At 73.6% G+C, this 26,382-nt stretch carries 31 protein-coding genes, 1 tRNA gene and 1 riboswitch; of the genes, 16 read left to right on the top strand and 16 right to left on the bottom strand.

Features of this window, described 5'->3' with window-relative positions:
• Window positions 1-496: 496 nt before the first annotated feature.
• From BLS21_RS22800 to BLS21_RS22810, 3 genes are all read right to left on the bottom strand, one after another.
• Window positions 497-1,015, bottom strand: a complete 519-nt coding sequence (locus tag BLS21_RS22800) for a hypothetical protein (protein ID WP_139177260.1) — start codon at window positions 1,013-1,015, stop codon at window positions 497-499.
• Window positions 1,016-1,228: 213 nt separating this feature from the next.
• Window positions 1,229-1,846 carry a hypothetical protein gene (locus BLS21_RS22805; protein WP_139177261.1) on the bottom strand — a complete coding sequence of 206 codons (618 nt, stop codon included), beginning with the start codon at window positions 1,844-1,846 and terminating at the stop codon, window positions 1,229-1,231.
• A 603-nt stretch (window positions 1,847-2,449) separates the two neighbouring features.
• Window positions 2,450-2,523, bottom strand: a tRNA-Ile gene (locus BLS21_RS22810).
• 141 nt (window positions 2,524-2,664) lie between these two features.
• Here BLS21_RS22810 and BLS21_RS22815 point away from each other — a divergent pair.
• The 3 genes from BLS21_RS22815 (at window position 2,665) to BLS21_RS22825 (ending at window position 5,051) form a co-directional block, all read left to right on the top strand.
• The gene (locus BLS21_RS22815; protein ID WP_091223852.1) at window positions 2,665-3,075 is read left to right on the top strand and encodes an HNH endonuclease signature motif containing protein; all 411 of its coding nucleotides are present in this window, start codon (window positions 2,665-2,667) and stop codon (window positions 3,073-3,075) included.
• Window positions 3,076-3,294: 219 nt separating this feature from the next.
• Window positions 3,295-3,732, top strand: coding sequence for a hypothetical protein (locus BLS21_RS22820; RefSeq protein WP_139177262.1), 438 nt, complete (start codon window positions 3,295-3,297; stop codon window positions 3,730-3,732).
• A gap of 812 nt (window positions 3,733-4,544) precedes the next feature.
• Entirely contained in the window at window positions 4,545-5,051 is a 507-nt protein-coding gene (locus BLS21_RS22825; protein ID WP_091223856.1) for a hypothetical protein, read from the top strand.
• On the opposite strand, the gene BLS21_RS22830 is transcribed toward BLS21_RS22825, so the two are convergent.
• A complete protein-coding gene (locus BLS21_RS22830; RefSeq protein ID WP_091223858.1) occupies window positions 5,048-5,251 on the bottom strand; it encodes a hypothetical protein in 204 nt (67 codons plus the stop codon). The genes BLS21_RS22825 and BLS21_RS22830 overlap by 4 nt on opposite strands.
• Before the next feature lie 116 nt (window positions 5,252-5,367).
• Window positions 5,368-5,604: an endonuclease domain-containing protein gene (locus tag BLS21_RS26315; protein WP_175479712.1), complete on the bottom strand. Its 237-nt coding sequence runs from the start codon at window positions 5,602-5,604 to the stop codon at window positions 5,368-5,370.
• A 177-nt stretch (window positions 5,605-5,781) separates the two neighbouring features.
• On the opposite strand from BLS21_RS26315, the gene BLS21_RS25665 reads away from it, so the two are divergent.
• Window positions 5,782-5,928: a hypothetical protein gene (locus BLS21_RS25665; RefSeq protein ID WP_217636252.1), complete on the top strand. Its 147-nt coding sequence runs from the start codon at window positions 5,782-5,784 to the stop codon at window positions 5,926-5,928.
• 65 nt (window positions 5,929-5,993) lie between these two features.
• Here the strand turns inward: BLS21_RS25665 and BLS21_RS22840 are convergent, their stop codons facing one another.
• Entirely contained in the window at window positions 5,994-6,176 is a 183-nt protein-coding gene (locus BLS21_RS22840) for a hypothetical protein (protein ID WP_091223862.1), read from the bottom strand.
• A 251-nt stretch (window positions 6,177-6,427) separates the two neighbouring features.
• Here BLS21_RS22840 and BLS21_RS22845 point away from each other — a divergent pair, with 251 nt between their 5' ends.
• Window positions 6,428-7,279: a hypothetical protein gene (locus BLS21_RS22845; protein WP_091223864.1), complete on the top strand. Its 852-nt coding sequence runs from the start codon at window positions 6,428-6,430 to the stop codon at window positions 7,277-7,279.
• A 58-nt stretch (window positions 7,280-7,337) separates the two neighbouring features.
• Entirely contained in the window at window positions 7,338-7,463 is a 126-nt protein-coding gene (locus BLS21_RS26320) for a hypothetical protein (protein ID WP_281241969.1), read from the top strand.
• Window positions 7,464-7,610: 147 nt separating this feature from the next.
• Here BLS21_RS26320 and BLS21_RS22850 read toward each other — a convergent pair whose 3' ends face one another.
• Window positions 7,611-7,949, bottom strand: coding sequence for a hypothetical protein (locus BLS21_RS22850; protein WP_091223866.1), 339 nt, complete (start codon window positions 7,947-7,949; stop codon window positions 7,611-7,613).
• Between the two features lie 195 nt (window positions 7,950-8,144).
• On the opposite strand from BLS21_RS22850, the gene BLS21_RS22855 reads away from it, so the two are divergent.
• The 4 genes from BLS21_RS22855 (at window position 8,145) to BLS21_RS22870 (ending at window position 9,591) form a co-directional block, all read left to right on the top strand.
• Window positions 8,145-8,348 carry a hypothetical protein gene (locus BLS21_RS22855; RefSeq protein ID WP_091223868.1) on the top strand — a complete coding sequence of 68 codons (204 nt, stop codon included), beginning with the start codon at window positions 8,145-8,147 and terminating at the stop codon, window positions 8,346-8,348.
• 342 nt (window positions 8,349-8,690) lie between these two features.
• Entirely contained in the window at window positions 8,691-8,855 is a 165-nt protein-coding gene (locus tag BLS21_RS26070; protein WP_245700694.1) for a C40 family peptidase, read from the top strand.
• Between the two features lie 224 nt (window positions 8,856-9,079).
• Window positions 9,080-9,331, top strand: a complete 252-nt coding sequence (locus tag BLS21_RS22865; protein ID WP_091223870.1) for a hypothetical protein — start codon at window positions 9,080-9,082, stop codon at window positions 9,329-9,331.
• Entirely contained in the window at window positions 9,328-9,591 is a 264-nt protein-coding gene (locus tag BLS21_RS22870) for a hypothetical protein (protein ID WP_139177263.1), read from the top strand. Before BLS21_RS22865 ends, BLS21_RS22870 begins: the two co-directional genes overlap by 4 nt.
• 132 nt (window positions 9,592-9,723) lie before the next feature.
• Here BLS21_RS22870 and BLS21_RS22875 read toward each other — a convergent pair whose 3' ends face one another.
• Window positions 9,724-10,461 (bottom strand): hypothetical protein, encoded by a 738-nt coding sequence (locus BLS21_RS22875; protein WP_175479713.1) that lies wholly within the window; start codon window positions 10,459-10,461, stop codon window positions 9,724-9,726.
• Window positions 10,462-10,752: 291 nt separating this feature from the next.
• Complete coding sequence (pstS, locus tag BLS21_RS22880) at window positions 10,753-11,853, bottom strand: phosphate ABC transporter substrate-binding protein PstS (RefSeq protein ID WP_091223875.1); 1,101 nt, start codon at window positions 11,851-11,853, stop codon at window positions 10,753-10,755.
• A gap of 466 nt (window positions 11,854-12,319) precedes the next feature.
• Window positions 12,320-12,470: riboswitch (cyclic di-AMP (ydaO/yuaA leader) on the top strand.
• Window positions 12,471-12,580: 110 nt separating this feature from the next.
• Here pstS and BLS21_RS22885 point away from each other — a divergent pair.
• Window positions 12,581-13,702 carry a M23 family metallopeptidase gene (locus BLS21_RS22885; RefSeq protein WP_245700695.1) on the top strand — a complete coding sequence of 374 codons (1,122 nt, stop codon included), beginning with the start codon at window positions 12,581-12,583 and terminating at the stop codon, window positions 13,700-13,702.
• 173 nt (window positions 13,703-13,875) lie between these two features.
• Here BLS21_RS22885 and BLS21_RS22890 read toward each other — a convergent pair whose 3' ends face one another.
• A complete protein-coding gene (locus BLS21_RS22890; protein WP_091223879.1) occupies window positions 13,876-14,775 on the bottom strand; it encodes a maleylpyruvate isomerase N-terminal domain-containing protein in 900 nt (299 codons plus the stop codon).
• A 188-nt stretch (window positions 14,776-14,963) separates the two neighbouring features.
• Here BLS21_RS22890 and BLS21_RS22895 point away from each other — a divergent pair, with 188 nt between their 5' ends.
• Both BLS21_RS22895 and BLS21_RS22900 read left to right on the top strand, forming a co-directional pair.
• Window positions 14,964-16,052, top strand: a complete 1,089-nt coding sequence (locus tag BLS21_RS22895) for a GGDEF domain-containing protein (RefSeq protein WP_139177265.1) — start codon at window positions 14,964-14,966, stop codon at window positions 16,050-16,052.
• 321 nt (window positions 16,053-16,373) lie between these two features.
• Window positions 16,374-16,874, top strand: a complete 501-nt coding sequence (locus BLS21_RS22900; RefSeq protein WP_091223883.1) for a DUF3145 domain-containing protein — start codon at window positions 16,374-16,376, stop codon at window positions 16,872-16,874.
• A 182-nt stretch (window positions 16,875-17,056) separates the two neighbouring features.
• On the opposite strand, the gene BLS21_RS22905 is transcribed toward BLS21_RS22900, so the two are convergent.
• The 6 genes from BLS21_RS22905 to BLS21_RS22930 all read right to left on the bottom strand — a co-directional run bounded on the left by BLS21_RS22905 (window position 17,057) and on the right by BLS21_RS22930 (window position 23,826).
• Window positions 17,057-18,466, bottom strand: a complete 1,410-nt coding sequence (locus tag BLS21_RS22905; protein WP_091223884.1) for an acyl-CoA carboxylase subunit beta — start codon at window positions 18,464-18,466, stop codon at window positions 17,057-17,059.
• 146 nt (window positions 18,467-18,612) lie between these two features.
• Entirely contained in the window at window positions 18,613-19,854 is a 1,242-nt protein-coding gene (locus tag BLS21_RS22910; protein WP_091223886.1) for a beta-ketoacyl-[acyl-carrier-protein] synthase family protein, read from the bottom strand.
• A 101-nt stretch (window positions 19,855-19,955) separates the two neighbouring features.
• Window positions 19,956-20,195 (bottom strand): acyl carrier protein, encoded by a 240-nt coding sequence (locus tag BLS21_RS22915; RefSeq protein WP_012949533.1) that lies wholly within the window; start codon window positions 20,193-20,195, stop codon window positions 19,956-19,958.
• Between the two features lie 74 nt (window positions 20,196-20,269).
• Complete coding sequence (locus BLS21_RS22920; RefSeq protein ID WP_091223888.1) at window positions 20,270-21,238, bottom strand: beta-ketoacyl-ACP synthase III; 969 nt, start codon at window positions 21,236-21,238, stop codon at window positions 20,270-20,272.
• Window positions 21,235-22,446 (bottom strand): acyltransferase domain-containing protein, encoded by a 1,212-nt coding sequence (locus tag BLS21_RS22925; RefSeq protein WP_245700696.1) that lies wholly within the window; start codon window positions 22,444-22,446, stop codon window positions 21,235-21,237. The genes BLS21_RS22920 and BLS21_RS22925 overlap by 4 nt, the downstream gene beginning before the upstream one ends.
• Window positions 22,447-22,647: 201 nt before the next feature.
• Window positions 22,648-23,826, bottom strand: coding sequence for a PucR family transcriptional regulator (locus BLS21_RS22930; RefSeq protein WP_091223892.1), 1,179 nt, complete (start codon window positions 23,824-23,826; stop codon window positions 22,648-22,650).
• 46 nt (window positions 23,827-23,872) lie between these two features.
• On the opposite strand from BLS21_RS22930, the gene BLS21_RS22935 reads away from it, so the two are divergent.
• From BLS21_RS22935 to BLS21_RS22945, 3 genes are read left to right on the top strand one after another with little or no spacing between them, the layout of a single operon-like run.
• Window positions 23,873-24,577 carry a phosphatase PAP2 family protein gene (locus tag BLS21_RS22935; RefSeq protein WP_091223894.1) on the top strand — a complete coding sequence of 235 codons (705 nt, stop codon included), beginning with the start codon at window positions 23,873-23,875 and terminating at the stop codon, window positions 24,575-24,577.
• 19 nt (window positions 24,578-24,596) lie between these two features.
• A complete protein-coding gene (locus BLS21_RS22940; RefSeq protein WP_091223913.1) occupies window positions 24,597-25,142 on the top strand; it encodes a pirin family protein in 546 nt (181 codons plus the stop codon).
• 19 nt (window positions 25,143-25,161) lie between these two features.
• Window positions 25,162-26,367 (top strand): M20 metallopeptidase family protein, encoded by a 1,206-nt coding sequence (locus BLS21_RS22945; protein ID WP_091223897.1) that lies wholly within the window; start codon window positions 25,162-25,164, stop codon window positions 26,365-26,367.
• Window positions 26,368-26,382 lie beyond the last annotated feature (15 nt).

Consider the following 26,382-nt stretch of genomic DNA (forward strand, 5'->3'; position numbering starts at 1 on the left):
GCTGGCCCGACCGCCGATGCGGTGCGGCGCTGGGCTCCCCTCAGGTGGCCGCCTGCGGCATCATCGCCCAGCGGGTGCTCCCGACAACGGCGGCTGCTCCGCAGGCGGGATTGGGCCGTCGCCTGCGCCCATTCGGCATCGCCGCCGAAGGGGCCGGCCCATCACCCTGGGCCGCCTGAAAAGTCAAACGCTGTAACCGCACCATGACCGCCGGATGGGCCTCCGCTCAGCGTCAGTAGCGCGGCCGACCGCCGAGCGGCCTCCCCTGGATGGCTGCACACCTGCAGCCATCACCGAACCCACACCGCCCGTGATGGCCAACCGCCAATCCGCCGTGTCAATGAACTACCTGATCACTACAGCTAGGTCATGCGCGGGGCGCCGACTGGAGAACCTCGGCCGTACGTCTGTTGAATCGTCCATCATGCGCTCACTCTGGAGTGGTGTCACCCCTGGACGGCCTCCGTGCCGCGACCCGATTGTTTTCCTAATAGCGTCATGGCAACCACGCGAGCAGGTCGGCCGGGTCTGGATCACCAGCGGGGAAGATCGGCCGCTCGGCCTCCAACGGCGCCGTCACCTCTCCGTCGAGCTCCAACAGGAAACCCTGGGGGGTGGTGAACCACCACAGCGGCGCGCCCGAGGGAAGGGGGGGTTCCGCGGGAACCACCGGCTCGTCTGCCGCCGCGGGCACGAGCTCTAAGAACAGCAGGGCCCTGGCTCCACGCGGAGTCCTCGCGTCGAACGTCGCTGCCGGGTCCTGCCCCGGCTTGGGCACCTCGACGTACAGCGTCCCCGGGACGTTTCCCCGGTGGGCTCGTTCGAGCTCGAACACGAACACCAGGTTGTCCGTGCGTCCCGGGTCAGAGCGGGAGGAACCCAGTACCCGCCCCTCCCGGATTCCGGTCAGCCGCGCCACCGCGACGGCGTCGGAGCGGGCGGCGAGGTCGGCGGGGGTTGTGCCGGGCTCGTAGTCGGCCGAGTAGCTGCCCAGCCGTGCGAGGAACTCGCGCACATCTTGCCGACTCTGCGTCGCCGCTGGGGCCGAAGCCTCGAAGCGGTCCGCTGGTGCACAGGCGGACACCCCGCCGAGGAGCAACGAGCACAGCAGCAGCAATCCCGCCTTCCTTCGAAGCCGCCGCGTTTCCGGCGCCGGCCGGGAGACCGGTGCCGGAAACGACCAAGAGGACTCCACGGTTCTCTTGTGCTGACTCATTGGTTTCACCAACTAGCTCTCGCTGGGGGTTCGGGAGTTGGCGTGATCGACGTGGTGGTCATTGTACTGCCGCCAAATGTTGCCGTCAGGCACCGTACCATTTTTCATACAGTCGTTGTATTCATGATTCGTGTTATTGGCCGGGTTGTTGCCGTGCTTCAGTCCGACGGAGTGCCCGATCTCATGGCAAATTGTCTTGCGCCGCTCTTGGTCATCAGTCAGGACGCCCGCCCTGGAGTTGATGCGGATGATGGCGCTTTCGCACCGCTCGTCGCCGGAGTCGGGCTTCCCGTCCGGCCCGTTGTTCCACAGGCGGCACTCGTAATCACCGCGGGTGGAGGTGCCCATCGTCGTGCTCAGCTGGAACCAGACGTCCGTGATGTTCGCACAGGGGCCCGGTTGCGGGAACAGGTCGGTGTACGAAGTCTGGGTGTCCAGGTTGGCCATCCGGCCGTGCACGAGGTTCTGCCACTCGCTCGTCCACCCGCTGCCGTCGAAGCAGTACGTGTGGGTGAAGTTGTCCGGAATGCCCCCGACACCGCCGACAAGGTCGTTCGGCAGGTCGAGCCCGAAGGCGTCGGCCTGGGCCGGCGCTGCGAATGTCAGCGAAGCGAGCAGCCCAGCGGCCACGGCGACCAGGCGCATTCTCAGCCGGCGATGCCGGTTTCGGCATCGCAAGGTCTTGGGCCCGCCCTCTGATCCGCGAAGTGGCGAGCGATCTGCAGAATCGCAGGGAAAAGCGGCCAAGGCTCCAGCGGAGGCCGCTGCAGAAAATGCAGGCATGATCGTGGTCCTACGTCCAGAGGTACCGCTGGTGGTCCCCGTCCACAGATGCTGCCGCCACGGACGTCACCCGAACGTCACCATTGCATCACCGGATAGGCGAGCAGGCGTTCAGCGGTAGTGCTTCGCAGCCAGCCGCAGGGGGAGGGGTTCAATCAGGTCGACGAGGCGTGCCTCGACGCACCCCCGGGCGATCACGTCGGCATGCCGTGCTGAATCAGACGGTCCCGGACGCTCGACCGATGGTGGGGTAGGAGTCGATCATTGCTGGGCTGCGGTTCTTGGCATGCAGGTCTCGTCGCGAGTCCTCGACCAGGGACTGGATTCTACCGACAGCCACCGCGGAGGCGTGGTGTCCCGCCGTATGAGAATTGCGCTCCGCTGTACGAGCGCTGTGCGGGAGTCTCTCCTATGTTCCTCCTTCTGTTTTCACAGGTAGGAGGCCGCTTGTGGGGCGGGTGGGGCTCGAACCCACGACCCAGGGATTATGAGTCCCTTGCTCTGACCGGCTGAGCTACCGCCCCCACCTGCGGAAACGCTCTGCCGCAGGTCCCCCGGTGTCCGCATCCGAACCCCATCCGTGCACGGGCCCCGAGGTGTTCGGAGCGTACCTGTCGCCAGGTGGACCTACTCTGCGGCCAACGGCGCGCTGAGGGGGTCCGCGGATGCGGGAACAGTGGAAGCCAGTCCGGGGTGTCCCGGCCTACAACGTGTCGAACCTGGGCCGTGTGCGCTCGCGCCGCCGGTCCCGGGAGCCGGTCGTCCTGGCCGGCTGGATCTCGGACACCAACGGCTATCGGCACGTGTGGCTGTGCACGGACGCCGGCAAGACCTGCCGGACGGTGCACACCCTGGTCTGCGAGGCGTTCCACGGCCCGCGCCCGAGGGGCCACGAGGCCCGCCACCTGGACGGGGACTCGCAGAACAACCGGGCGGACAACCTCCGGTGGGGCACGCCCAGCCAGAACCGGCTGGACTCCGTCCGCCACGGCACGCACCGCATGGTGCAGCTGGCCGCCGCGAATCGAAGGAAGCGGCTGGCCCGCACCGTCGATTGTTCGGCCGCGGTCATCTGACACGTCGGCGCGAAACCGACACGCCGGACTCGCACCTAACGGTCCCCGCTGCCGAACTCGCGCCGGGTCGTCGGAGTGGTCATCCGGCCGCCCGCGGGGGGGGGGGGCAGCCGAGGGGGCCGCGCGGGGTGATCCGCCGCCCCGAGCCGCCTACCATCGGTGTGCCACTTCTTCCCCGAGCGGCGACGGCGACCGGATCGCAGGGGAGGAGTGCAGGTCGTGGCCGAGAGGCTGACCGTCGAGCAGCTGACCGCCCTGGCCCCAGGTGACCCGGTGACCATCGAGTCCCACCGGGAGGGGTTCTCCCGCACCCGGCGCTGCACCGGCACAGTCGCCCGGGTCGCCGCCTCGGGCCTCCTGGTCAAGATCGCCAACCCTCGCGGTGGCCGCCCGTCGGTGGAGCGGTACGACCGCCGGACCGGGCTGCGGCAGGGCGGGGTAACCACCGCGCTCCTGGTCAACGGCGACCCCGGCGAACCGACCTCGGAGCGGCAGCGGCAGGCCGGGCAGATCGACCGCCTGTACCTGGCGTGGCGGCGGAATCGGTGCGACGTGGACGCGCTGCGGGAGCTGCATGCCGCCATCGCCGAGCAATTGGCCGGGTCCGCCGGCCCCGGCCGACCGGGTGGAGGAACGTGCGCGGTGACGCGTGGGTGACGTAAACGTGACGCGACCCGGGGAGACTAGCTAAGCGTCAGATCCCGAGAGTGGCCGATCCACTGGCTTGGTACGGATGGCGGGAGCGCATTGGCCATGCCCTTGATAGAGCAGTCCTCTGGCTGGCTGACCGTCGTCATGAACGACGGTGTTGCCGCCGAATCGTGGATGATTCGGATCAATCCCGGCCGTAACATCTTCGCAGAAATCGCACTTATTACGTACATCGATCCTGGACCTGGACTAGGCGCGCCGTTACGCTAAATTGGGCCAAGTGCGGAATAACGCAGGTAGTCAGCAACGGAGAGACGGAGAACTTCGACCTTGACCAAGAGAATCTTGAGAACCCGACGATTCATAAAGATAACGCAACTAGCATCACGTTCATGGTCTTAGCCAGGTACTGTCGAACATCGGCGCGGTATGTGATCAATTACTGGTCATAGGAGAGCCGCACCGCGGGTAGCTCTGGCGGCGGGTCATGTCGAGAGCGCCACCCATGCCCGAGGTCTCCAGAAGCGTCACACCGTAACCTTCCGGCCGGTGTGACAGAGTGTGATCTTGACCCATGAGTCGGAAGTTGAGGCAAGACCCGAGTATTTCGACGGACCCGGGTCGCAACCTGCGGCGAAACAGCGACGACGCACCGCACTAGCCGAGGTGGCGAAGCGCTCGCCGACGCCGCCATCGCCGAGCAGCTTGCGGCGTCCGCCGGCCTCCGCTGACCCCCCACCCCCCGGGCCGGGGGAGAGAAAAGGACACCCCGAGGGGTGTCCCGGCCGCGCTGGGTGACCCCGCTTAGGCTCCGGCGCGTGACGGCGTGGGTGACGGCACTGGTGCCGCTGCTGGTGGCCCTGGTGTCTGCGGCCCGCTGGCCCACCCTGGGCAAACGCATCCGGGACCACGCCGCGCTGGTCAAGGAGCTGCCCCCGGACGCGGCCAAGGAGCTGCAGGCCCTGCTGCTGACCGAGGTGCGCAGCCTGGCCGAGCGGGACCGGCGGCGGCTGGACCGCCGGGTGGACTGGTGGCTCAACGCCCGGCGGGTGGGGCTGACGGTGCTCCTCCTGGCCGCCGTCTTCGGGGTGATCTGGCTGGTGTCGTTCCTGGATTCCGCGCTGACCTCGGCGGGGGAGCGGTTCGACGAAATGTCGCTGGCCTTCTGGGCCTTCATCGGCGTGACCACGGGTGGGGTGCTCACCGTCGCCGCGTCCGCCGCGTCCGCCGCGGCCGACGGGCGCAAGCGCCGGGCGGCCGAGAGGTCGGACATGGATGCGGAGATCCGCCAGGCGGAGCGCCAGGAGGACCGGGCCGCCGGCTAGTCCCTGGGGCGGACCTGGTCGGCGTCGACGGCCCGCAGGAACGTCGAGCCCGGGGCCACGGTGTAGGAGACGTGCGCCCGCCACGAGCCGTCGTCCTGCCGGATCCACCAGGTCTGGAACGCCTCGTACCACCGGCCGTCGTCGTGGAGGGCCCACACCGGGCGGGCTGGGTCGAACCGGTGGCGGTCGGGGACGGGCATGCCGTGAGGTCCGCCTCCGCCTGACCCGGCAGGGAGCCCGCACCGATCCGACCTCGGGGCGGGCTCCACTCCCCGCCCCACCACACCACCCCCCGAAGGGCTCCGATGAGCACTACCTAGTCGTCGGCGTGCCGCTGTAGGTAGCGGACCGCGGCCCGCAGCCCGGCGACGTCGTCGGCGAAGTTGCCCAGCCCCCAGTTGCAGTCGACGCACAGCAGCCCGCGGTTCCCCCCGCCTTCGTGGCAGTGGTCCACGACCAGCTTCGCACTCGGCGCGGCCGGGCTGCCGTCCCGCCGCGGCCGGCCCCCGTGCGCACCGGCAGCTCGTCCTCGTGCCGCCGGCAGATCGCGCACCGGTAGCCCTGGGCCTTGCGGAGCGCGTCGTACTCCTCTGGCGTGATGCCGTATGCGCGCCGGAGGTTGTCCCGACGGATCCGGCTCGACTTCCGCTTGCCGCAGCCGCAGCGTTGCTTGTCGGTTCCGTCGCAAGTGTGGTCAACGGGTGGCATGGAGTAGTCGTATCCGGCTGGTGTGACATCGCTACCTCGCCGGTCGGTGTTCGCCGACCTGTGCCTCGACTGCCGGCGGATCCTGTGCCTGGCTGAGGTGGACCGGGAGGGGCAGGAGGTCATGGGCCCCGGCCCCGGTCGCGCCCGCAGGATCGAGCCCACCCCCTGAGCAGCGTCACGCAACGAACCCTCCGCCCCGTGTTCGCTCGGGGTGGGGGGTTCCGCACGTCAAATCTAGAAGTAGACGCGCAGGTCTATGCAGCGCCGTTCGTCTAGATCTAGACTGTGTGACATGACGACGACCACCACCCCGAAGCTCTCCGCCACCGAGCGCCGGACCGCCTGGATCCACGAGCTGGCCCAGCCGGTCAACGCCCACATCGTCGCCCACCGCGGCGAGCCGGTGCCGGCGCACATCTGCCTGGAGTATCTCCGCCGCATCCGCGAGGAGGGCCCGGCCCTGGGCCGCGCCGCCCGCTGGCAGGACGCCATCGGCCTGGCACGCCGAGCAGGTCGAGGCCGGCGCGGACGTGCAGTGGGTCATCACGCAGGGCTCCGTCTACCTCGCCATCGCCAACGCCTGACCGGACCACCCCGGGAGTCCCGGCCGCTCGCAACAGCCGGGGCCCCCACCCCTCACTCACCCATCGCACACCCCGGAGGACACCGTGACCGCTCCCACCGCCACCCCCGTCCGCTACACCACCGACCGCATCGACGGCACCTGGGCCGTCCTGCGGGTCACCGACGCCGGCCGCGAGCCCGTGGCCGAGTGCTCTAGCCGCGAGTGGGCGCGCCCCGAGGCCCACCGGCGCAACGAGGAGGCCGCCAGGCGGGCCCACGGTGAGCAGGACGCGGCCCTGGCCGCCGAGGCCGCCGGGGACCTCGAGGTGGAGGCCACCGAGCCCGAGCCCGCCCCGGTCGAGGAGGCCCCGGTCGAGGAGGCTCCGGTGGTCGAGGCCCCGGCCGCCCCGGTCGAGCGGGTCGCGATCCCCAAGCACCTGCGCTCGACCCTGGCCCGGGTGTCTGTCGGGGACCGCCTCGTCACCGAGCTGGACGAGCACGGCCGCGCCGTCTCCTGCCGGTTCACCGACGGCACGGTCCGCACCGTCGCCGAGGTCACCACCCGGAAGGCCACCGGGAACGAGATGCCGGGCACGCTGTACGTCCTGGTGTTCGAGGACGGCACCGTCACCGAGGAGCGGTACGGCACGACGAGCCACTACCGGGCCGAGGTGCTCGAGCAGGTCGCCCCGGCCGCGGAGTCCACCGAGGCCCCGGCACCGAAGGCCCCGAAGGCCAAGAAGCCGGCCGCCCCGAAGGTCGCCACCGAGCCCAGCCGGGCCGGGAAGCTGGTCAAGGGCTCTCGCCTCGTCCTTTGGAATGTCGGAGTGGTCACCGTGGATGGGGCGTCCAAGATGGGCGCGGGCCGCCTGGAGGTGGCCTACCTCGACGCCGACGGGGAGCCCGGGGTCCGGGAGATGTGGTCGAGCACGAACGTCCGCGTGGCCACCGCCTGACCCCTCCCCACCGCCAACCCGCCCGGTGTCGTGTCCCTCATCTGAGCTAGGAGTCACCGTGACCTTCCTGTCGTGGATCATCCTGTCCGCCATCGGCCTCGCCCTCCTCTACGCGCTGATCACGGCCGCGGTGTCCGGCGGCATCCGGCACGCCAAGAGCAAGGAGCGCAGGTCCAAGGACTGACCCCCTTCCCTCGCGGCCCCGTCCGGCACCCTTGACGGGCGGGACCAATCTATGTCCAGAAGTAGACCCGCAGGTGTTGCGGCCTGATGCCGTCTAGAACTAGATTCAAGCCATGATGAACACCGCCACCACCGCCCGGACCACCGTCTACCTGCGCCACGTCGTCCACGTCGCCATCGCCGGGGACGAGCACAGCCTGTGCGGCGTCCGCCTCATCGGCGCGATCGACACCGAGGCCCCCGCCACCGGCCCCGCCTGCGCGACCACACCTTCGAGCAGCACCCGGAGATCTAGAGCAAGGTCGAGGGGTTCGGCGAGCGCGGCGAGGTCGGTGGCCTCCCGGAGTCCACCGTCGGGGAGCCCTCCGAGGTCGTCGAGACCATCCCGGCCGGCGAGCTGGCGATCGGCGACGTCGTCCTCGACGACGAGGGCGACCGGCTGTGGGCCGCGTTCGACGTCGAGTACGACTCGAACATTGACCGCCACGTGGCCGCCTGGACCTCGGTTCGCGACCAGGACGCCGGGCACCCCCGGGTCTACTTCCTGCTCCCCATCGCCCCCGTCACCGTCCGCCGCCGCGCCTGACACGCTTTACCGAGGGCCCCCACCATCCGACCTGGTGGGGCTCTCCCTAGCTCTAGACTCGCTGCCGCCAGGCACCCGCACCCCAGGAGGACCCCCGTGGCCAGCCAGTCCCGCAGGAAGGTCGAGCGCCTTGCGGCGAAGTTCGCCAAGGCGCAGGCCGCCCGCGACGCGGCTCTGCATGAGCTGCAGGAGGGGCTCCGGGAGGCGGACGCCACCGGGGAGTTTACCCGCAAGGAGCTGATCGCCCTGTCCGGGCTGGCCCGGCAGACCGTGTTCGACGCACTGAAGCCGAAGTCGTGACCGAGCGGACGATCCCGCCGACTGACCGGCGGCGTCGAGGCGGCCGATAGCCGCTCCCGATCCTCCCGGTCCCACTTCATCCGCCAGTGCGTCTCCCAGTCCACGCGCCGCCACCCGACCGGGCTGGCGGTCGATCGCCGACGCCAACGGCATCCGCGCGCCCTACGTCATCCGGGTCGGCCAGGTGCTGACCCTGTCCGGGTCGGGCCCGGCCCCGGGCGTGGTCTCCCCGGTCCCGTCGTCCCCGGCCCCGCGCCCGCGCCGGCCCCGGCGGCTGTGCCGTCCTCGGGGAAGGGTGCAGCGGCTGTAGCGTTCGCGCTCGCCCAGCGTGGCGACCGGTACGTGTACGGCGGCAACGGCCCGAACGCGTGGGACTGCTCGGGTCTCACCGTCGCGGCGTGGAAGCAGGCAGGGGTCAACCTTCCCCGCACGTCGAAGGCTCAGTCGACGTTCGGGACGTCGGTGTCCCGCGCCAACCTGCAGCCCGGTGACCTGGTGTTCTACTAATCGCCGGTCAGCCACGTCGCCATCTACATCGGCAACGGCCAGGTGGTGCACGCGTCCAGCTCGCGCTACCCAGTGCACGTGACCGCCATCGACTAGGCCGGCAGCCCGGTGGGGTTCAAGCGGCCCGCCTGAGCATGGGATCCTGTCGTACCCCCCCCCCGAGCACCATCCCGGCGCACGGGGGTACGGCGGGCGTCCCCCTTGGGCCCTCGGAGGGGGAACCGATGGAGGTGCGGACACGACTGGTCGCCTCGACGCCGCAGGCCGCCCCGGTCGCCGCGGCGCAGGAGTCGGCCACCACGGCGCAGGAGCAGTGCTGCGTCCCGGTGTGGCTGCCCTACGGCTGGTACCCGACCAAGGCGAAGTGCGAGGCCGAGGGCCGGCGGCTCATGCGGGAGTCCGTCGGGGTCGTCGCGTACAAGTGCTACAAGCAGGAGGACGGCGGGTGGAAGCTCTACCTGTTGGAGTCCGCATGACGAGCACGACCGAAGGAGAGCGCATGGACGGCAGCATGGCCGGAGTCACCCCGGAGCAGGCCGCGGCGATTCTGGACAGCGTGCCCGAGGACTGGCCGCTGGTTGCCGCCGGCGAGGCGCAGGTCGCCGACGGGCGGCACGTGGTGCTCCTGGAGGTCGAGGAGGCCACCCCGGAGATCCGGGCGTGGCTGGCGCAGCAGCCGCCCGGGGCGGTGCACCTGACCGCCGTCGTGCGCGGGGCCGCCGGGGGGACCGCCTGACCGGCGGCCGCTCCTCGGACCTGGCCGGGCGCTTCGGCCCCGGCTGCGACCCCGCCTGAGAGAAGGCCCCCCACACCAGCAGGTGTGGGGGGCCTTTCCTCATGCCCGGGGCTTACCGGGCGGGGGTGACGGTCAGTTCCCGGCGTTGGCCTCCCTCTCGGCCTCGTTGATCGCCTCGTCCTGCTCGGGGCTGCACCCGTAGCCGATGCACTCGTCGGCCGGCCGCGGAGGCGGGGCGTCGGTCAGCAGCGTCTGGACGTCGGTGAACGTCCACGGCGTCATCGGCCCGTTCCACACCGGGGTCACCTGGAACGCCAGCGTGCCCAGCTCGGCACCAGGCAGGTAGGCGCTGAAGATCTTGTCGGCGCTGGTGCCGGGCCGCAGCTGCAGGGGCAGGTCGTTGTCCCCGTCGTACATATAGCCGCTGGCCGGGTACCGGTTGGCCCCGTACAGCAGGTCGCCGTCCGGGCCGCCCTCCATGATGACGTTCGGGTCGCCGCCCCAGTCAAAGGCGGCGGTGCCGTTGTTCGTGAAGCGCACCGTCACCAGGGCGTGGGTGTCGTTGTACGGGTTGTCGTACTCGGGGTCCGCCTCGGTGGTCACGGACACCACCTGCGCGGCGATCCCGTTGTCCCACTGGTGGGGCTCGCTGACCGGCCCCTCGGGGGAGCAGAACTCGGTCCACTCGGCCTGGGTGAGCGCCACGTCCGGGTTCTCGCAGTCGGCGGCGCTCACGCCCTCGCGGATCTCCTCCGGGCTCGTGGGCTCGGGCAGCCCGGCAGCCTCGGTGGCCTCGGGCTCGGCCTGGTCGCCGTCGCCGCCGTCGTCGCCGCCGCAGCCGGCCAGCAGCCCGGCGGTCACCAGCGCCACGGCCAGGCCTCGCATCCTCGTACGCATCTCGCGTCCCCCAACGTCGAAGGTGTCTAGTCCTGGACACGGTAACGGGGTGGTCCGTCCGGACCGCCCGTCCGAACACGATCCGAACACCGGATAGAACTTCCTGGACCGTGGTGGACGGAGTTGAACACGTGGCGAACCACCAGCCAGCACTGACCAAAAGGCCCAGGCAGATGCGGAAGCGTCGGGGGATTATGAGTCCCATGCTCTGACCGGCTGAGCTACCGCCCCGCGGTGTCCAGCCTGCCAGATGCGCGGGCCGTCTCAGGACGCGGTGGTGATGGCGTCGATCGCCGTCCGCGCCTCCGCCCGCAACGTGTCGGAGATCGGCGCGGAGCCGGCCACCTCGGCAGCCGCGTCCTGGCCCTCCTCGCTGGTCACGTACGTCATGAAGTCCGCGACCAGGTCGGCGGTCAGCTGGTCCGCGTACGCGATGCAGCCCAGGTGGTAGCTGACCAGGACGATCGGGTAGCTGCCGGACTCGGCCGTCGTCCGCTCGAGCTCCAGGGCGAAGTCGTACGGACCGCGGCCGGGCAGCGGTTCGGACCCCTCCACGACGGCGGCCGCGGCCTCGGGCGTCGGCGCGACGAACTCGCCGCCGACGCCGATGCGGGCCACGCCCAGGTCGCCGGCCTGGGAGAGGTCGGCGTAGCCGATGGTCCCCTGCCCGCCGGCGACGGCGGCGACCACGCCGGAGTTGCCCTGGGCCGACTCGCCGCCCTCCACGGGCCACTCGCCGTCGGGCTCGAACGCCCAGGCCCCGGGTGCCGCGGCGGCCAGGTACTCGGTGAAGTTCTCCGTCGTCCCGGACTCGTCGGAGCGGTTCACGGGGGTGATCGGCAGAGGAGGCAGCGCGACGCCGGGGTTGTCCGCAGCGATCGCCGGGTCGTCCCAGCGGGTGATCTGCCGGGCGAAGACCCCGGCCAGGACCTCGGGGGAGAGGGCCAGCTCCGCCACCGCCGGGAGGTTGTAGACCACAGCGATCGGCGAGATGTAGTTCGGCAGCTCGAACACCTCGCCGCCGCAGCGCTCCCGTGCCGCGACGAGCTCCTCCTCGTCGAGCGGCGCGTCCGAGCCGGCGAAGTCGATGCCTCCGGCGACGAACTGCTCCCGGCCACCTCCGGAGCCGACCGGGTCGTAGTCCACGGTGACGCCCGGCTGGACGGCCGAGTACCCGGCCGTCCAGCCCTGCATCGCCGCCTGCTGGCTGCTCGCCCCGGCGCCCACGAGGGAGCCGCTGAGGTCACCGGCGGCTCCCGCGCCCTGGCCGCGCTCGTTGGGGGGCACGTACTGCGACAGCGCCACCGCTGCCCCGGCCACCGCGGCGACCCCGACGGCAGCGGCGACCTTCCTCCGGGCCGACACCCGCGTCCTCCTGCCATCCGGCCCCGCACCGCGCGCCGGGCGTCCGGACACGACCCTAGGCGGCGTTCCTGTCCCCGACTGATCGGCACCCGGAGGCGCCACTACACGGGTTGCGCACCCGGCGGCGAGGGCTGTGGACCATGCCGGGGCGACGTCCACAGCCCCCCGATCGGGTGGCCCCGTGGTCGAGATCACACTGAAAGCGGGGTGTGGGAGCCGGTCGAGCCGGGAATCCGCGGGATTCCGGCGTTCGTGCTGGTCGCCTCGCGCGTCACGCCTGCATCACCGGTCACCGATCCGCGGTTGCGCGCTGACGCCGCGTAGTGGAGACGGTGCTCCAGCGGCAAGCCGGCGCCCCGGCTCCGTTACCCGATCGTGACCCGAGGCCCGGATCCGTGTAGGTTCCCCGACGGCCCTGCCGGGCTCAGCTCCTCGGGAACCGAGGGCCTCGGCACGGCCCCGCCGAACCGCCGACGTCCCGATCCGGGGCCGAGGTGGACCGGGGACCCACCGAACACCTGGGGTGAGTCCTGCCTGCGCAGGTGCTGCGCAGGCAGGTAGGGCGCCGTCCGGCCCGAACCCGTCAGCTAACTCGGTAGGCGGTAGCGAGGATGGGAGAACCGTCGCCTTGGCGACCCTGCACCGCCTGAACGCCGTGGTCCGCTGCGCCACCTCATCCCGGAGTCGCTCGCGTGGTCCGCGTCGAGCCGTCCTCGTCGCCACCGCGGTGGCCGGGCTCCTGGCCGGCACGCCCGTCGTCGCCGGGGCCGCACCCGCCCCCGCCGCCTCGGAGCAGGCCTCGCTCGAGGAGCAGGTCGCCGCCCTCGAGGCGCAGGTCAAGGCCGCGGAGGAGCAGCTCCAGCGGATGACCATCGAGGCCGAGGCCGCCGCGGACGCCGCGCTCGTCGCCCGCGCCCAGCTGGCCCAGGGCCAGGCCGAGGCCGAGCGGACCGCCGCCGAGCTGGCCGCCGCCCAGGCCGACGTCGCCGGGGCCGAGGAGGACATCGCCCAGCTGGGCCGCGAGGCCTACATGGGCGCCGAGGAGCGCTACGGCGACCTCGAGCTCATCCTCGACGCGCAGAGCCCGACCGAGTTGTTGCAGCAGGCCGCCACCATGGAGCAGCTCGGCGACCACCGTGCCGACCGGCTGCAGGAGTTCCTCACCGTCCAGGCGCGGGTCGAGGAGGCCGACCGCGCCGCCCGGGCCGCCGTCGCGCAGCTCGGCGAGCTCGCCCGCAAGGCCGACGAGGCCGAGCGCGCGGCGAACGAGCACCTCGCCCGGGCCCAGGCCGACTACGACGCCCGCGCAGCGGAGAAGGCCCGCCTCGACGAGGAGCTCCGCCTGGCCGGCGAGCGGCTGCTCGCCGCGCAGGGCGCTGCCGACGCCGCGGCCGCGTGGAGCGCTCGCCAGGCCCAGCAGCAGCAGACGCTGGCCAGCGCCTCGGGCACGTCCGGCATGCCGACCGCCGGCCGGGTGACGTCCTGCTACGGCCCGCGCTGGGGGACCATGCACCAGGGCGTGGACATCGCCGCCCCCATCGGCACCCCGATCTACGTGCCCGAGGACGGCGTCGTCCTGCAGGCCGGCGCGGCCAGCGGCTTCGGCCAGGCCGTGTACGTGCAGCACGGCGACGGGCAGATCACCCTCTACGGGCACGTGAACCAGTTCTACGTCGGCGCCGGTCAGGTCGTGCAGGCCGGGGACCACATCGCCGACGTCGGCAACAAGGGCCAGTCCACCGGGCCGCACCTGCACTTCGAGGTGCACCAGGGCGGGCTCTACGCCAGCCGGGTCAACCCGATGCCGTGGCTCCAGTCGCACGGCATCGCGCTGGGCGGCGCCTGCTGAGGGGGGACCCCGTCCTCCACACCGTGGGAGAACCCGGTCCTCCCCACCCCTCGGAGAAGGACCCCGTCCTCCTCGCTCGCACGCTCGGGACGAGCCCATGGACGGGGCCGACCCCCGGGCGGCACCGGCGGCGAGCCCCTGGACGGGGCCTGGTGTGGGCCCGGGGGGCTCTCTCAGCGGCGTCCGCGCAGCCGGCCGACGAGGCCGCCCACGCCGCCGAGAGTCTGCGCCGCCAGCGCCAGGATCGGGCCGCCGGGGATGCCCGGCGCCGACTGCACGATCGGCGCCAGGGCCAGCAGGCCGCCCAGCTCGTGCACCCGCAGCCGTCGCCGGGCCAGCGCCGCCACCGGGTTGACCCGGCCCGAGGCTGCCTCCAGGAGCAGGTCCGCCGGCGCCTCCACCGCGGTGCCGCGGACGTCGCCGGCGGGGGTCGGGCGCACCGTCCAGCCGGAGCCGTCGGCGGCGAAGGCCCAGCCGCCCTCCGGCGTCGCCAGCGTCGCGCCGCCGCGGACCCCCTCGCGGGCCGCCAGCGCGCCGGTCACGTCGGCCAGCGCGGCCAGCCCGGACTGCAGGACCGTGGGCGGCGGAGGGGCTGCGCCGCAGGGCACCAGGTCCAGGCCGTGCACCGCGAGCTCGTAGGCCTGCCCGAGGACGACGCTGAGCAGCGGCAGCCGGCCGACGACGGCCACCGCCGGTGCGGTGTCGAGCTCCGCCGGCTCCTCGGCGAGGTACCGGGCGGTGGCCTCCCGGTTGCGGCGCAGCGCGGCCAGCACCTCCTCCCGGGAGGCGTCCCGGTGGGCGGCGGTCACCCGCGCGTTCGTGGCGTCGACGTCCGGCGGCGTCCCCACCCCGCCGGCCCGCGCCGAGACGATGAGGTCGGGCAGCGCGGCGTGGTCGTCCCACAGGCCCAGGTGCACGCACACCTCGTGTGCGCGCCAGCCGGGCAGCCGGGTCGGCCGCCCGAGGTCGACCTCCGCCGCCTGCTCGAGGAAGGCGTCCCACGCGCCGAGCACCATCGGCCCGACGGTGTCGCGGCCGGCGTCGGCCATGCCCCGGTGCTGGGTCGGCTGCATGGCCGCCTCCTACCCCGGGGGGACGGCGGCAGGCGTGGCGTGGGTCTCGCCGCCGTCCGGTGAGCCACCCTCCGGGGGTGAGGTCGGTCAAGGGGCAGCCACCCCGCGTCGATGCTGGGGCCATGGACGACAGGCCGGTCCCGGACCGCCGCTCTCCCCGTGGGAGCGGGGGGCGCGGTCGCCGGGCCGTGCTGCGTGCCGCGCTCTACCGGCAGCTGGCTGCCGACGACGACCGCGCCGCCTACTGGGTGCGTCATGTGCGCCTGGGCGTCTGGCTCACCGAGGTCAGCGCCCTGGCGGTGATCGGCTACGCGCTCCTGACCCCGGGCACCGCCACGCGCACCGCCGTCCTCCTGGCGCTCGCGGGCACCGCGGTCCTGGCGGCGCCGCTGCTGCTGGTGCTCCCGGTGGCCGCGATGGTCCGCGACCGCCGCGGCAGCCTGCTGTTCTACGGCTGGAGCCTCGCGGTCACCGGGCTGGTCACTGCCGGCACCCAGGTGGACGGCGGGGCGGGCAGCCCGCTGTACGCGCTGCTGTTCATCACCCTCGGCTTCCTGGCGGTGGCCTACCCGCCATGGGGCGTCGTCGCCGTGGGCGCCGTGATGACCGGGGCCTACCTGGTCTGCGTGGCCGGCGGTGACCTGGACTCCTCGGGGTCCTTCATCGCGGTCGTCATGGCCGCCTACACGGTGCTCTGCGCGATGGCCTCGGCCAACCAGTGGGAGTCCTACGAGCGGCAGCAGCTGCTGCTGCGCACGTCCGCCGTGCTGGCGGCCACCGATGCGCTGACCGGCTGCCTCAACCGTCGCGCGTTCCTCGACCGGCTCGACCGTGTCGCGGCCGGCGCCGAGGAGGGGTGGGTGGTCTGCCTGGTCGACCTGGACGGCTTCAAGGGCGTCAACGACCGCAGCGGCCACGCCGCCGGGGACGCCGTCCTGCGGGCGGTCACGGCCGCACTGAGCGGCGTGGTGCGGGGGAGCGACACGGTGGCCCGGCTCGGCGGCGACGAGTTCGCCGTCCTCGCGGAGGTGGACCCCGGCGGGAGTCAGGCCCTGGCCGCCCGGCTGCGGGACGCCGTGGCCCGGATCGGTGCCGGCACCGGCGTCAGCGCGAGCGTCGGCGTCACCGACGTCCGGCCCGGCGACGAGGGGCACGAGGTCCTCGGCCGCGCCGACCAGGCCATGTACCGGGCCAAGGGCGCCGGCGGCAACCGGGTCACCGCGTTCGTCTCTGAACCGACGCAGGTCCTGCCCGCGGATCGCAGCTACCGAGCGTGAGCGGATTCCGGCGCGTTCCCGTTCGTACCGTGACCTCCTGTGGACCCGCGGGGGAGATCCTGTGGACGGCGTGTGGGGTGTCGGTGGATCGGGGATTCCCGGCCGCAACTCGCCAGTACGCCACTGACCAGCACGTAGGCGCTGAGCGCAGAACCGTCCCGTCACACCGGACGCAACTGTCCCGTCCGCACTGGCGCGATCGGGTGACCATCGTGCACACTGTCACCAGGACCCCGGGTCCGAGATCGTCGAACACAGCCTGTCACCGAATCGATCGTCCGTTGGGGAAGACGAGACCGATCGAGTCGATGGAGGTGCCCCGTGCAGCGACGGTCTACCCAGGGTGTCGTCTTCGTGCACGCGTGCCCGAAGGCGCTCTGCCAGCACGTCGAGTGGGCGCTCGAGCGCGTCATCGGCGCGCCGGTCTCCCTGTCGTGGGCCGACCAGCCCGCGGCGCACGGTGCCTACCGTGCCGAGGTCGCCTGGACCGGGGCTCCCGGTACGGGCGCCAAGCTGGTCGCTGCGCTCCGCGCGTGGCCGATGCTGCGCTTCGAGGTCACCGAGGAGGCCAGCTACGGCAACGACGGTGAGCGCATGTCGTACGTGCCCGGCCACGGCGTCTTCCGCGCACCCACGAGCGCCAACGGCGACCTCGTCGTCAGCGAGCAGCAGCTGCGCAACCTCGCGGCCAACGCCACGTCCATCGAGGCGTTCCGGCACGGCGTCGACGAACTGCTCGGCGCCGCCTGGGACGCCGACCTCGAGGTCTACCGGCACGCCGGCGACGGCAGCCCGGTCACCTGGCTGCACCAGGTGGTCTAGGCCCCGCCGCAGGGGTCCTGCATCACGAACCGGCCACGACGGGGCGGCGCCCCCGCACCTCTCGTCGTAGGCTCAGACCGGTCGTCCGGACGTCGTCGGGGAAGCGGCGTCCGGACGACCAGCACCCGCTCCACCGCCGGGCCCGGCACCTCCGCGGAGGTGCCGGGCCCGGTCGCGTGCGCTCACAGCGGGATGTTGCCGTGCGCCCCGCGGCCGGACGGCGCCGCTGCCAGGGCGGCCACCAGTCGCTGCCTGGTCCGCGCGGGGTCGACGACCTCGTCGACCACACCGATCTGCAGGGCCCGGTTCACGCCACCGGCGATCCGCTCGTGCTCCGCGGCCAGCTGCGCGTGCAGCGCCTCGCGCTCGCCGGGCGGGACGGCGGCCAGCTTCTTGCGGTGCAGGATGCCGACGGCGGCCTTGGCGCCCATGACCGCGACCTCGGCCCCCGGCCAGGCGAAGACCGCCGTCGCGCCGAGCGAGCGGGCGTTCATCGCGATGTAGGCCCCGCCGTAGGACTTCCGGGTCACCAGCGTCACCCGGGGCACCACGGCCTCGGCGAAGGCGTGCAGCAGCTTGGCGCCGCGGCGGACCACGCCGTCCCACTCCTGGCCGACGCCGGGCAGGTAGCCGGGGACGTCGACCAGCACGACCAGCGGGACGCCGAAGGCGTCGCACATCCGCACGAAGCGGGCCGCCTTCTCCGCCGAGGCCGAGTCCAGGCAGCCGCCCAGCCGCAGCGGGTTGTTGGCGATCACGCCGACCGTGCGGCCGGCCAGCCGGCCCAGCGCGGTGACGATGTTGGGCGCCCAGCGCGGGTGCAGCTCCAGGGCCGGGCCGTCGAGGACGGCGGCCACGAGGGGCTTGACGTCGTAGGCGCGGTTGGCCTGCTCGGGCAGCAGCGCTCCGAGGTCGACGTCCGGCTCGCCCGCGGCCGCGGCGAAGGAGCCCTGTGCGGCCAGCAGGTCGACGGCCTGCCGGGCGGTCTCCAGCGCCGCCGGCTCGGAGTCGGTCACCACGTGCACCACCCCGCTGCGCCGGCCGTGGGTGTCCGGTCCGCCGAGGCTCTCCATGTCGACGTCCTCGCCGGTGACCGAGCGGACGACGTCCGGGCCGGTGACGAACACCCGGCCCGCCGGGCCCATGATCACCAGGTCGGTGAGCGCCGGGCCGTACGCGGCGCCGCCGGCGGCCGGGCCGAGGACCACCGAGATCTGCGGCACGCGTCCGGAGGCCCGCACCATCGCCTCGAAGACCTCGCCGACCGCGTGCAGCGCCGTGACGCCCTCGGCCAGCCGGGCGCCGCCGGAGTGCCAGACGCCGACGACCGGCAGGCGCTCGCGCAGGGCGGTGTCGATGGTGTCGACGATGTGCCGGCACCCGTCGAGCCCCATGGCGCCGCCCATCACGGTGGCATCGGTGCAGAAGGCGACCGCGCGGGTGCCCGACACCGTGCCCCGGGCCGCCACCACCCCGGAGGTGTCGCGCGGCGCCAGCAGGGACATCGAGCCGGTGTCGAAGAACCGCGCCAGGCGGTCCTCGGGGTCGCGCGGGTCGGTGGCGGTCTCAGGAGCGGCTTGGAGCGTGGTCACGGGACCTCCACGGGCCGGACGCGGGCGTGCGGGGGACGGCCCGGGCAGGCTCACGCGCCTGCCCGGGCGGCGTGCTGGCCCCGCTGCAGCGCCCCGCCGCGAGCTCGCGAGTGGCGGGGGCAGCGGGGTCCTTCTCGGGTCCTCGGTCAGGCGGTGGTGAACACCAGCGCGATGTTGTGGCCGCCGAAGCCGAAGGAGTCGTTGACCGCGGCGGTGAGGGACGCCTTGCGCGGCTCCCGTCGGACGATGTCGAGGGCCTGCACGGCCGGGTCGTCGTCGGGGTCGTCGAGGTTGGCCGTCGCGGGGACGACCTGCTCGCGCAGCGCGAGGATGGTGAAGACCGACTCCAGCGCCCCGGCCGCGCCGAGCAGGTGGCCGGTCTGGCTCTTCGTCGCCGTCACCAGGGCGTGCTCGCCGATGGTGTTGCGGATGGCCGCGGCCTCCGCGGTGTCGCCGACCGGCGTCGAGGTGGCGTGCGCGTTGACGTGGCCGATGTCGGTGGGGGCCAGCCCCGCGTCGCGGACGGCGGCGGCGATCGCCCGGCCGGCGCCCTCACCCTCGGGGTGCGGGGCGACCAGGTCGTAGCCGTCGGCGGTGCCGCCGGCGCCGGCCAGCCGGGCGTGGATGCGCGCGCCGCGGGCGCGGGCCGCGTCGCCGCGCTCGAGCACCAGCGCGGCCGCACCCTCGCCGAGCACGAAGCCGTCGCGGGCCTTGTCGAACGGACGGGAGGCGCGCTCGGGCTCGTCGTTGCGGGTGCTCATCGCGCGCATCGCCGCGAAGCCGGCCATCGGCAGCGGGTGCACGCAGGCCTCCGCGCCGCCGACCAGCACGACGTCCGCGCGGTCGAAGCGCAGCAGGTCCAGGCCCCAGCGGATCGCCTCGGCGCCGGAGGCGCAGGCGCTCACGGGGGCGTGCACGCCGCCCCGGGCGCCGATGGCCAGCCCGACGGCGGCGGCCGGGCCGTTGGGCATGAGCATCGGGATGGTGAAGGGCGAGACGCGCTTGGGGCCCTTCTCCTCCAGGACGTCGTCCTGGCCGAGCAGGGTCAGCGCGCCGCCGATGCCGGTGCCGAAGACGACGGCGACCCGCTCCGGGGCGACGCCGGCGTCGGCGGCCCCCGAGTCGCGCCAGGCCTCCTCGGCGGCGACCGCGGCCACCTGCTGGCTGCGGTCCAGCCGGCGGGCGCGGACGCGGTCGAGCTGCCCGGCCGGGTCGGCGGCCAGCCGGGCGACGAGCTGGGCGGGGAATTCCTTCACCCAGTCGTCGGTGATCCGGCTGACCCCCGACCGCCCGGCCAGCAGCGCGTCCCACGTGCTGGCGACGTCGCTCCCGAGCGGCGTGGTGGCACCGAGACCGGTGACGACGACGTCGCCGACGGACGTGCTCATGACGGGTTCCTCCTGGACGTTCGGCCGGGGGCCGGGGGTGTGGCCCCCCTGCAGGGTCCCGCCGCGAGCCTGCGAGCGGTGGGGGGCAGGGGGGTCCTTCTTCAGGCCTTGTTCTTCTGGATGTAGCTCATGGCGTCGCCGACGGTCTTGATGTTGGCCAGCTCGTCGTCGGGGATGGCGACGCCGAACTTGTCCTCGACCGCGGTGGCGATCTCGACCATCGACAGCGAGTCGACGTCGAGGTCCTCGGTGAACGACTTCTCCGGGGTGGCGTCGGCGGGCGCCACGCCCGCGACCTCCTCCAGGATCTCGGCCAGACCGGTCTGGATGTCCTCGCTCACGCGCGGTCCTCTCTCTCGGTGGGGCGGGGGACTCCCGCCGTCGGGCCCCTGTGGCCCGGGGTCTGTGGGGCCGGTCAGGGCAGGACGACGACCTGGCCGGCGAAGGTGAGGCCCGCCCCGTACCCCAGGATCAGGGCGAGGTCACCACTCCTGGCCTCCCCGGACTCCAGCAGCGCCGAGAGCGCCAGCGGGACCGAGGCGGAGGAGGTGTTGCCCGACCGGACGATGTCGCGGGCGATGACGGTGCTCTCGGGCAGCCCGAGGCGCTTGGCCATCAGCTCGACGATGCGCAGGTTGGCCTGGTGGGGGGCGAAGACGTCGATGTCCTCGGGGCCGACGCCGGCGCGCTCCATGGCCGTCACCAGGGTGGCGGTGAGCCGGGTGGTGGCCCAGCGGTACACGGCCTGGCCGGCCATGCTCATCGCCTTCTCGCCCTCGGGGATGGCGATGGCGCTGGACTGGTCGCCGTCACTGCCCCAGACGACCGGCCCGACGCCGGGGGTGTCCGACGCTCCCAGGACGGCGGCGCCCGCGCCGTCGGCGAAGATCACCGCGGTGGTGCGGTCGGTGAGGTCGGTGTAGTCGGTCAGCCGCTCGCCGCCGATGACCAGGGCGTTGCGCGCCGAGCCGGTGCGGATGGCGTCGGCGGCGGCGCTGAGCGCGTAGCACCAGCCGGCGCACCCGGCGTTGAGGTCGAACGCACCGGGCCGCTGGGCGCCGAGCCGGTGCGCGACCTCGGGTGCCAGGCCCGGGATCGGCCGCGGCAGGCTGGCCGAGGCGAGCAGCACCAGGTCGACCTCGGAGGCGTCCAGGCCGCTGGCTGCCAGCGCCTTGCCGCCGGCGGCGACGCTCATCTCCAGCAGCGTCTCGTCGGGCTCGGCCCACCGGCGCTCGGCGATGCCCACCCGCGCCTGGATCCACTCGTCGTTGGTGTCCATGGTCTGCGCGAGCTCGTCGTTGGTCACCCGACGGCGCGGCCGGTAGCTGCCGAAGCCGAGGATCCGCGCGCCGGGCGCCCCGGTGGTCAGCTGGAGTCCGCTCATGACTGCACCTCCGGGTAGAGCCGTGCGATCGGGTCGCCGGCGTCGACGAGGTCGCCCTCCTGGACCAGCCACTCGGCGAGGACGCCGTCGTACCCGGCGGAGACGTCGGCCTCCGCGCGGCGGCTGCGGATGCGGCCCAGCGGCGTGCCGGCCGGCAGCTGGGTGCCCTCGGCGATCGCGGCGGGGCTGACCGTGCCGCGCACGGGGGAGACGACGACCCGCCAGTCGGGCAGGTGGTCGGGTTCGGGGCGGCCGCGCTCGGCCTCGATGAGGGCGCGGGCACGGTCGAGGTCGGCCGGGCGGCTGACCGCGAGCACCTCGATGTCGCTGTCCTTCCACTCGCGCTTGGCCAGGCCGGCCAGCGCGCCCGCGGGGGGCAGCTCGATGACCGCCGTGACGCCGAGGTCGCGCAGGGTCGCCAGGCACGCGTCGAACCGCACCGGGCTGGTGACCTGGCTGACCAGCCGGGACAGCACCTCCCGGCCGGTGGTCACCGCGGCGCCGTCGGCGTTGGAGAGCAGCAGCCGGCTGGGCTCGGCCGGGCGCAGGCCGCCGACCAGGCCCTCGAGCTCGGCGCGGGCAGGGGCCATGTACTCGGTGTGGAAGGCGCCGGCCACCGACAGCGGCATGACGCGGGCCTTGGCCGGCGGGTCGGCCTTGAGCGCAGCGAGGCCGTCGAGGGAGCCGGCCGCGACGACCTGCCCGCCGCCGTTCATGTTGGCGGGGGTCAGCCCGTGCTTCTCGAGCGCCGCGGTCACCTCGTCGGGGTCACCCCCGAGGACGGCGGACATCCCGGTTGGCGTCTGCGCGCACGCGGCGGCCATCGCCCGGCCGCGGACGGCGGTCAGCGCGATCGCCGCCTCGACGCTGAGCACCCCGGCCAGCGCGGCCGCGGTGAGCTCGCCGACGCTGTGCCCGGCGATGACGACGTCCCGGCCGGCCTGCGGCGTGTGCGCCACCGGCCCGGGCAGGCCGCCGAGCTCGCGGGCGACGAACAGGCTCATCGCGACCACCAGCGGCTGGGTGACCGCGGTGTCCTTGATGGCCTCGGCGTCGCCGGTGGTGCCCAGCGCGAGCAGGTCGGCGTCGGCGATCGCACCCGCCCAGCGGAAGAAGGACTCTGCCCCGGGCAGCTCGAGCCAGTCGGTGAGCATCCCGGGCTTCTGCGCACCCTGTCCGGGGGCGAGGACGGCCAGCACGTATCTCACCGTTGCAGACATCACGGCGCCCCGCCGTGGGGAGCGGCACGAAAGGACACCGCTGCTCTTTGGAGGGTTCCCACAACTGGACCGGGTTCTCGCCGGGTGTCACCCCCGGTGGTGTGGTGGAAACCGCACTGTGCGCCGGTGTGGCCTCCGTGCAGGGCCCGTCGCGGGCGCGCGAGCGATGCGGGGCGAGCAGGTCCTCCTTCAGTGCCAGAGCGAGCGCTCCTGGTCGAGGGCGGCGAGGGCGAGGGCCACCTGCACGGTCCAGCCGCCGCGCGGATCGGTGGTCGAGACCCCGGTGATCTCCGTGGCCCGCTTGAGCCGGTACCGGACGGTGTTGGGGTGTACGAACAGCGCGCGGGCGCTGGCCTCCAGGTTGCCCCCGCTGGCGAGCACCGCACGCACCGTCTCGAGGACCTCGCCGCCGGCGGCCTGCAGCGGCACCGCGATCCGCTCCTGCAACGTCGCGCGGGCGGTCGGGTCGCCGTCCAGGGCCCGCTCGGGCAGCAGTGCGTCGGCCGCCACCGGCCGTGGGGCGCCCGGCCAGGCGCGGGCGGCGCGCAGCCCGGCGAGCGCGGCGGCCGCGGAGTCGCCGGCCCGGCCGAGGCCGTCGACGACGGGGCCCATCACCACCGGGCCGGGGCCGAACTCGTCGCTCACCCGTTCGGCGGCGGACTGCAGGTCCGACGACCCGCCGAGGACGACGACCAGCTGGTCGGCGTGGACGCCCACGAGCACCTCGCTGCGCACCTGCCGCGCGGCCCGGCGGGTGGCGCCGTGCACGTCGCCGTCCGACGGTGCCGCACCGACCAGCACGGTCACCGGGCTCATCCCCGCCCAGCCCAGCGCCGAGGCCCGCCCGGAGAGCTCCTCGGAGCGCTCCCCGCGGACCAGCGCGTCGACCAGCAGGGCCTCCAGGCGGGCGTCCCAGGCGCCGCGGCTCTCGGCGAAGCTGGCGTAGACCTGCGCGGTGGCGAAGGCGACCTCGCGGCTGTACTGCAGCACCGCCAGCCGCAGCACGTCGGCGTCCCCGGGCTCGGCGACCGTCTCGACGAAGTCGTCCATCACCTCGACGGTGACCCGCACCAGGTCGACGGTGTGCTTGAGCGGCACGACGCGGGCCAGCTCACGTGGGGCGGCGCCGAAGACCTCGCCGGTCAGCCGCGGCCGGCGGTCGGGGCTGCGGCACCACTCGACGAAGGAGGCCAGCCCGGCCTGGGCGACCAGCATCACCCAGGACCGCTGGTCGGCGGGCATGGTCCGGAACCAGGGCAGCTCGTCGTCCATCCGCGCGACGGCGCGGGTCGACAGCGACCCGGACGCGCGCTCCAGCCGCCGCAGGGTGGCGGCGGAGGGCGGGCGCCTGCTGACCCGGTCGGACACAGCGGCCAGCGTGGCACGCAGGACGCCGTCGGGGAGAGTGGGACGGGTGGACGTGGTGCAGCGGGACCCCCGGCGGACGACGGTCCGGCGATCACTGGCGGCGACCGGCGCGGGGATCGTGGTGCTGCTCGCCCTGGGCCTCGGGGTGCTGGCCGGCTGGGCGCCGCAGGTCCGGCTCGACGACGCGGTCAGCCGCGCGCTCTACGCCGGCGACGACCGCTCCGTCGCCACCGAGGTGCTGCTGGAGGTGCTGACGACCCCCGGCGTGGCCTGGTTCCGGGTGGTGCTCTCGCTGCCCGTGCTGTTCTGGCTGGGCACTCGCAGGGCGTGGCGGACGGCGGGCTGGGTGGTCGCGGCCAACGTGCTGGTGGGCCCGGTGACCGCACTGCTGAAGGAGGCGTTCGGCCGGGTGCGCCCGGCGTTCGAGAACGGCGGCGCCGGCTACGACACCCTGAGCTTCCCGAGCGGCCACTCCTCGGGCATCGCCACGCTCGTGACCATCGCGCTCGTGCTGGCGTGGCCGCGGCTGACCACCCGGCAGCGCCGGCTCGCCCTCGCGGCCGGGCTGGCCCTGGTCGTCCTCGTCGGGCTGACCCGGATGTGGCTGGGCGTGCACTTCCTCTCCGACGTCGTCGGCGGCTGGGCGCTGGGGGTGGCCTGGACACTGCTGGTGGCCCTCGTCTTCGACGCGCTGCCCGGCGGCCGCGGCGCGCTCCCACCCCGGGAGAACCATGAGCGGACAGGCGCGTGAGCATCGCAGCGAGGACACCGTGACCCTGACCTCCGACGTGCTGCTGGAGCCCGACGACGGCTCGCTCGGCCCGCTGCTGCGCCTGGCCGACGACCGGCTGGCACCCGGCGCCGGGTACGGGCGGCACCCGCACCGTGCGGTCGACGTGGTCGCGGTGGTGCTCGCGGGCTCGCTGCGGCACGCGTGGGGGAGCGGCGCGGTGCTGACCGCCGGGGACGTCGCCGTCCTGCGCGCCGGCACCGGCCTGGAGCACGACGAGGTCGCCGGGGACGGCGGCGCCCACGTCCTGCAGAGCTACCTGCGCAGCTCGCGTCCCGGGGACGACGCCGCGCACGAGGTGCACCCGAACGCGGACGGCTGGGTGGACCTCGGCCGGCCCGACGCCCGGCTGTGGATCGAGACGGTGGAGGACGGGACGTCGGCGACCGTGCCGCCCGGGCTGCTCGTGCTGGCCGGTCCCGGCGGCGTCCGGGTCGAGCAGCAGGCGGGCGGCCCGGTGTCCGGTCCCGCGACCGCGGTGGTCTGGCAGCTGGACGTCACCCGCCCCGCATGGGCCGGCTCCTGAACCCTGGGAGAGTGGCGGCATGCCCATCCCCGCCGCGGACCTGCTGGCCGCCGCCCGTGCCGACGTCGACCGCACCGTGGACCTGCGCCGCCGGCTGCACCGGACCCCGGAGATCGGGCTGCACCTGCCGCGCACCCAGGCCACCGTGCTCGAGGAGCTCGCCGGGCTGCCGGTGGAGGTGGCGACCGGGACGACCACGACCTCGGTGGTCGGCGTGCTGCGCGGCGCCCGCCCCGGCCCCACCTACCTGCTGCGCGCCGACCTGGACGCCCTGCCCGTGCACGAGGACACCGGGCTGCCGTTCGCCTCCGAGGTGCCCGGCGCGATGCACGCCTGCGGCCACGACCTGCACACCGCGATGCTGCTGGGCGCCGCCCGGCTGCTCGCCGAGCGCCGGGACGAGATCGCCGGCCAGGTCCTGCTCATGCTCCAGCCGGGGGAGGAGGGCTTCCACGGGGCGCGGTACATGCTCGAGGAGGGGCTGCTGGACGCCGTCCCCGAGGCGCCGGTCGTCGGGGCGTTCGCGCTGCACGTCTTCGCCAACCAGCCCAGCGGCGTGGTCAGCGTGCGGCCCGGGCCGATGATGGCCGCCGCCGACCACTGGGAGGTCACCGTCCGCGGCCGGGGTGGGCACGCCTCGATGCCGCACGCCGCCGCCGACCCGGTGCCGGTGGCCGCGGAGATCGTGCTGGCGCTGCAGTCGATGGTCACCCGCCGCGCCCCGGTGTTCGACCCGGCGGTGGTGACGGTGGCCAACCTGGTGGCCGGTTCCACCGACAACGTCATCCCCGACTCCGCCTACCTGCAGGGCACCATCCGCACCCTCTCGCCCGAGCGGCGGGCCGACGTCGTCGCCTCGGTGCGGCGGGTCGCCACGCACGTGGCCGCGGCGCACGACATGCAGATCGACTTCGTGCACAGGCAGGGCTACCCGGTCACGGCCAACGACCCGGCGGTCGCCGACCGGGTGCTGGCGATCGCGGGGGAGCTGGTCGGCCCGGAGCGCAGCGTCGTCGCCGCCGAGCCGCTCATGGGCGCGGAGGACTTCTCCTACGTGCTGCAGCGGGTGCCCGGCGCGATGGCGTTCCTGGGCGCCTGCCCGCCGGGAGCCGATCCGGCGAGCGCCGCCGGCAACCACTCCAACCTGGTGGTCTTCGACGAGGGGGCGCTGCCGGCCGGGGCGGCTCTGTACGCCGCGATGGCGCTGGACGCCCTGGTCGCCTGAGGCCCCGTCCGGGGC

Origin of the sequence: Geodermatophilus siccatus (assembly GCF_900103785.1) — a bacterium.
In the GTDB taxonomy this organism is placed as follows: Bacteria; Actinomycetota; Actinomycetes; order Mycobacteriales; family Geodermatophilaceae; genus Geodermatophilus; species Geodermatophilus siccatus.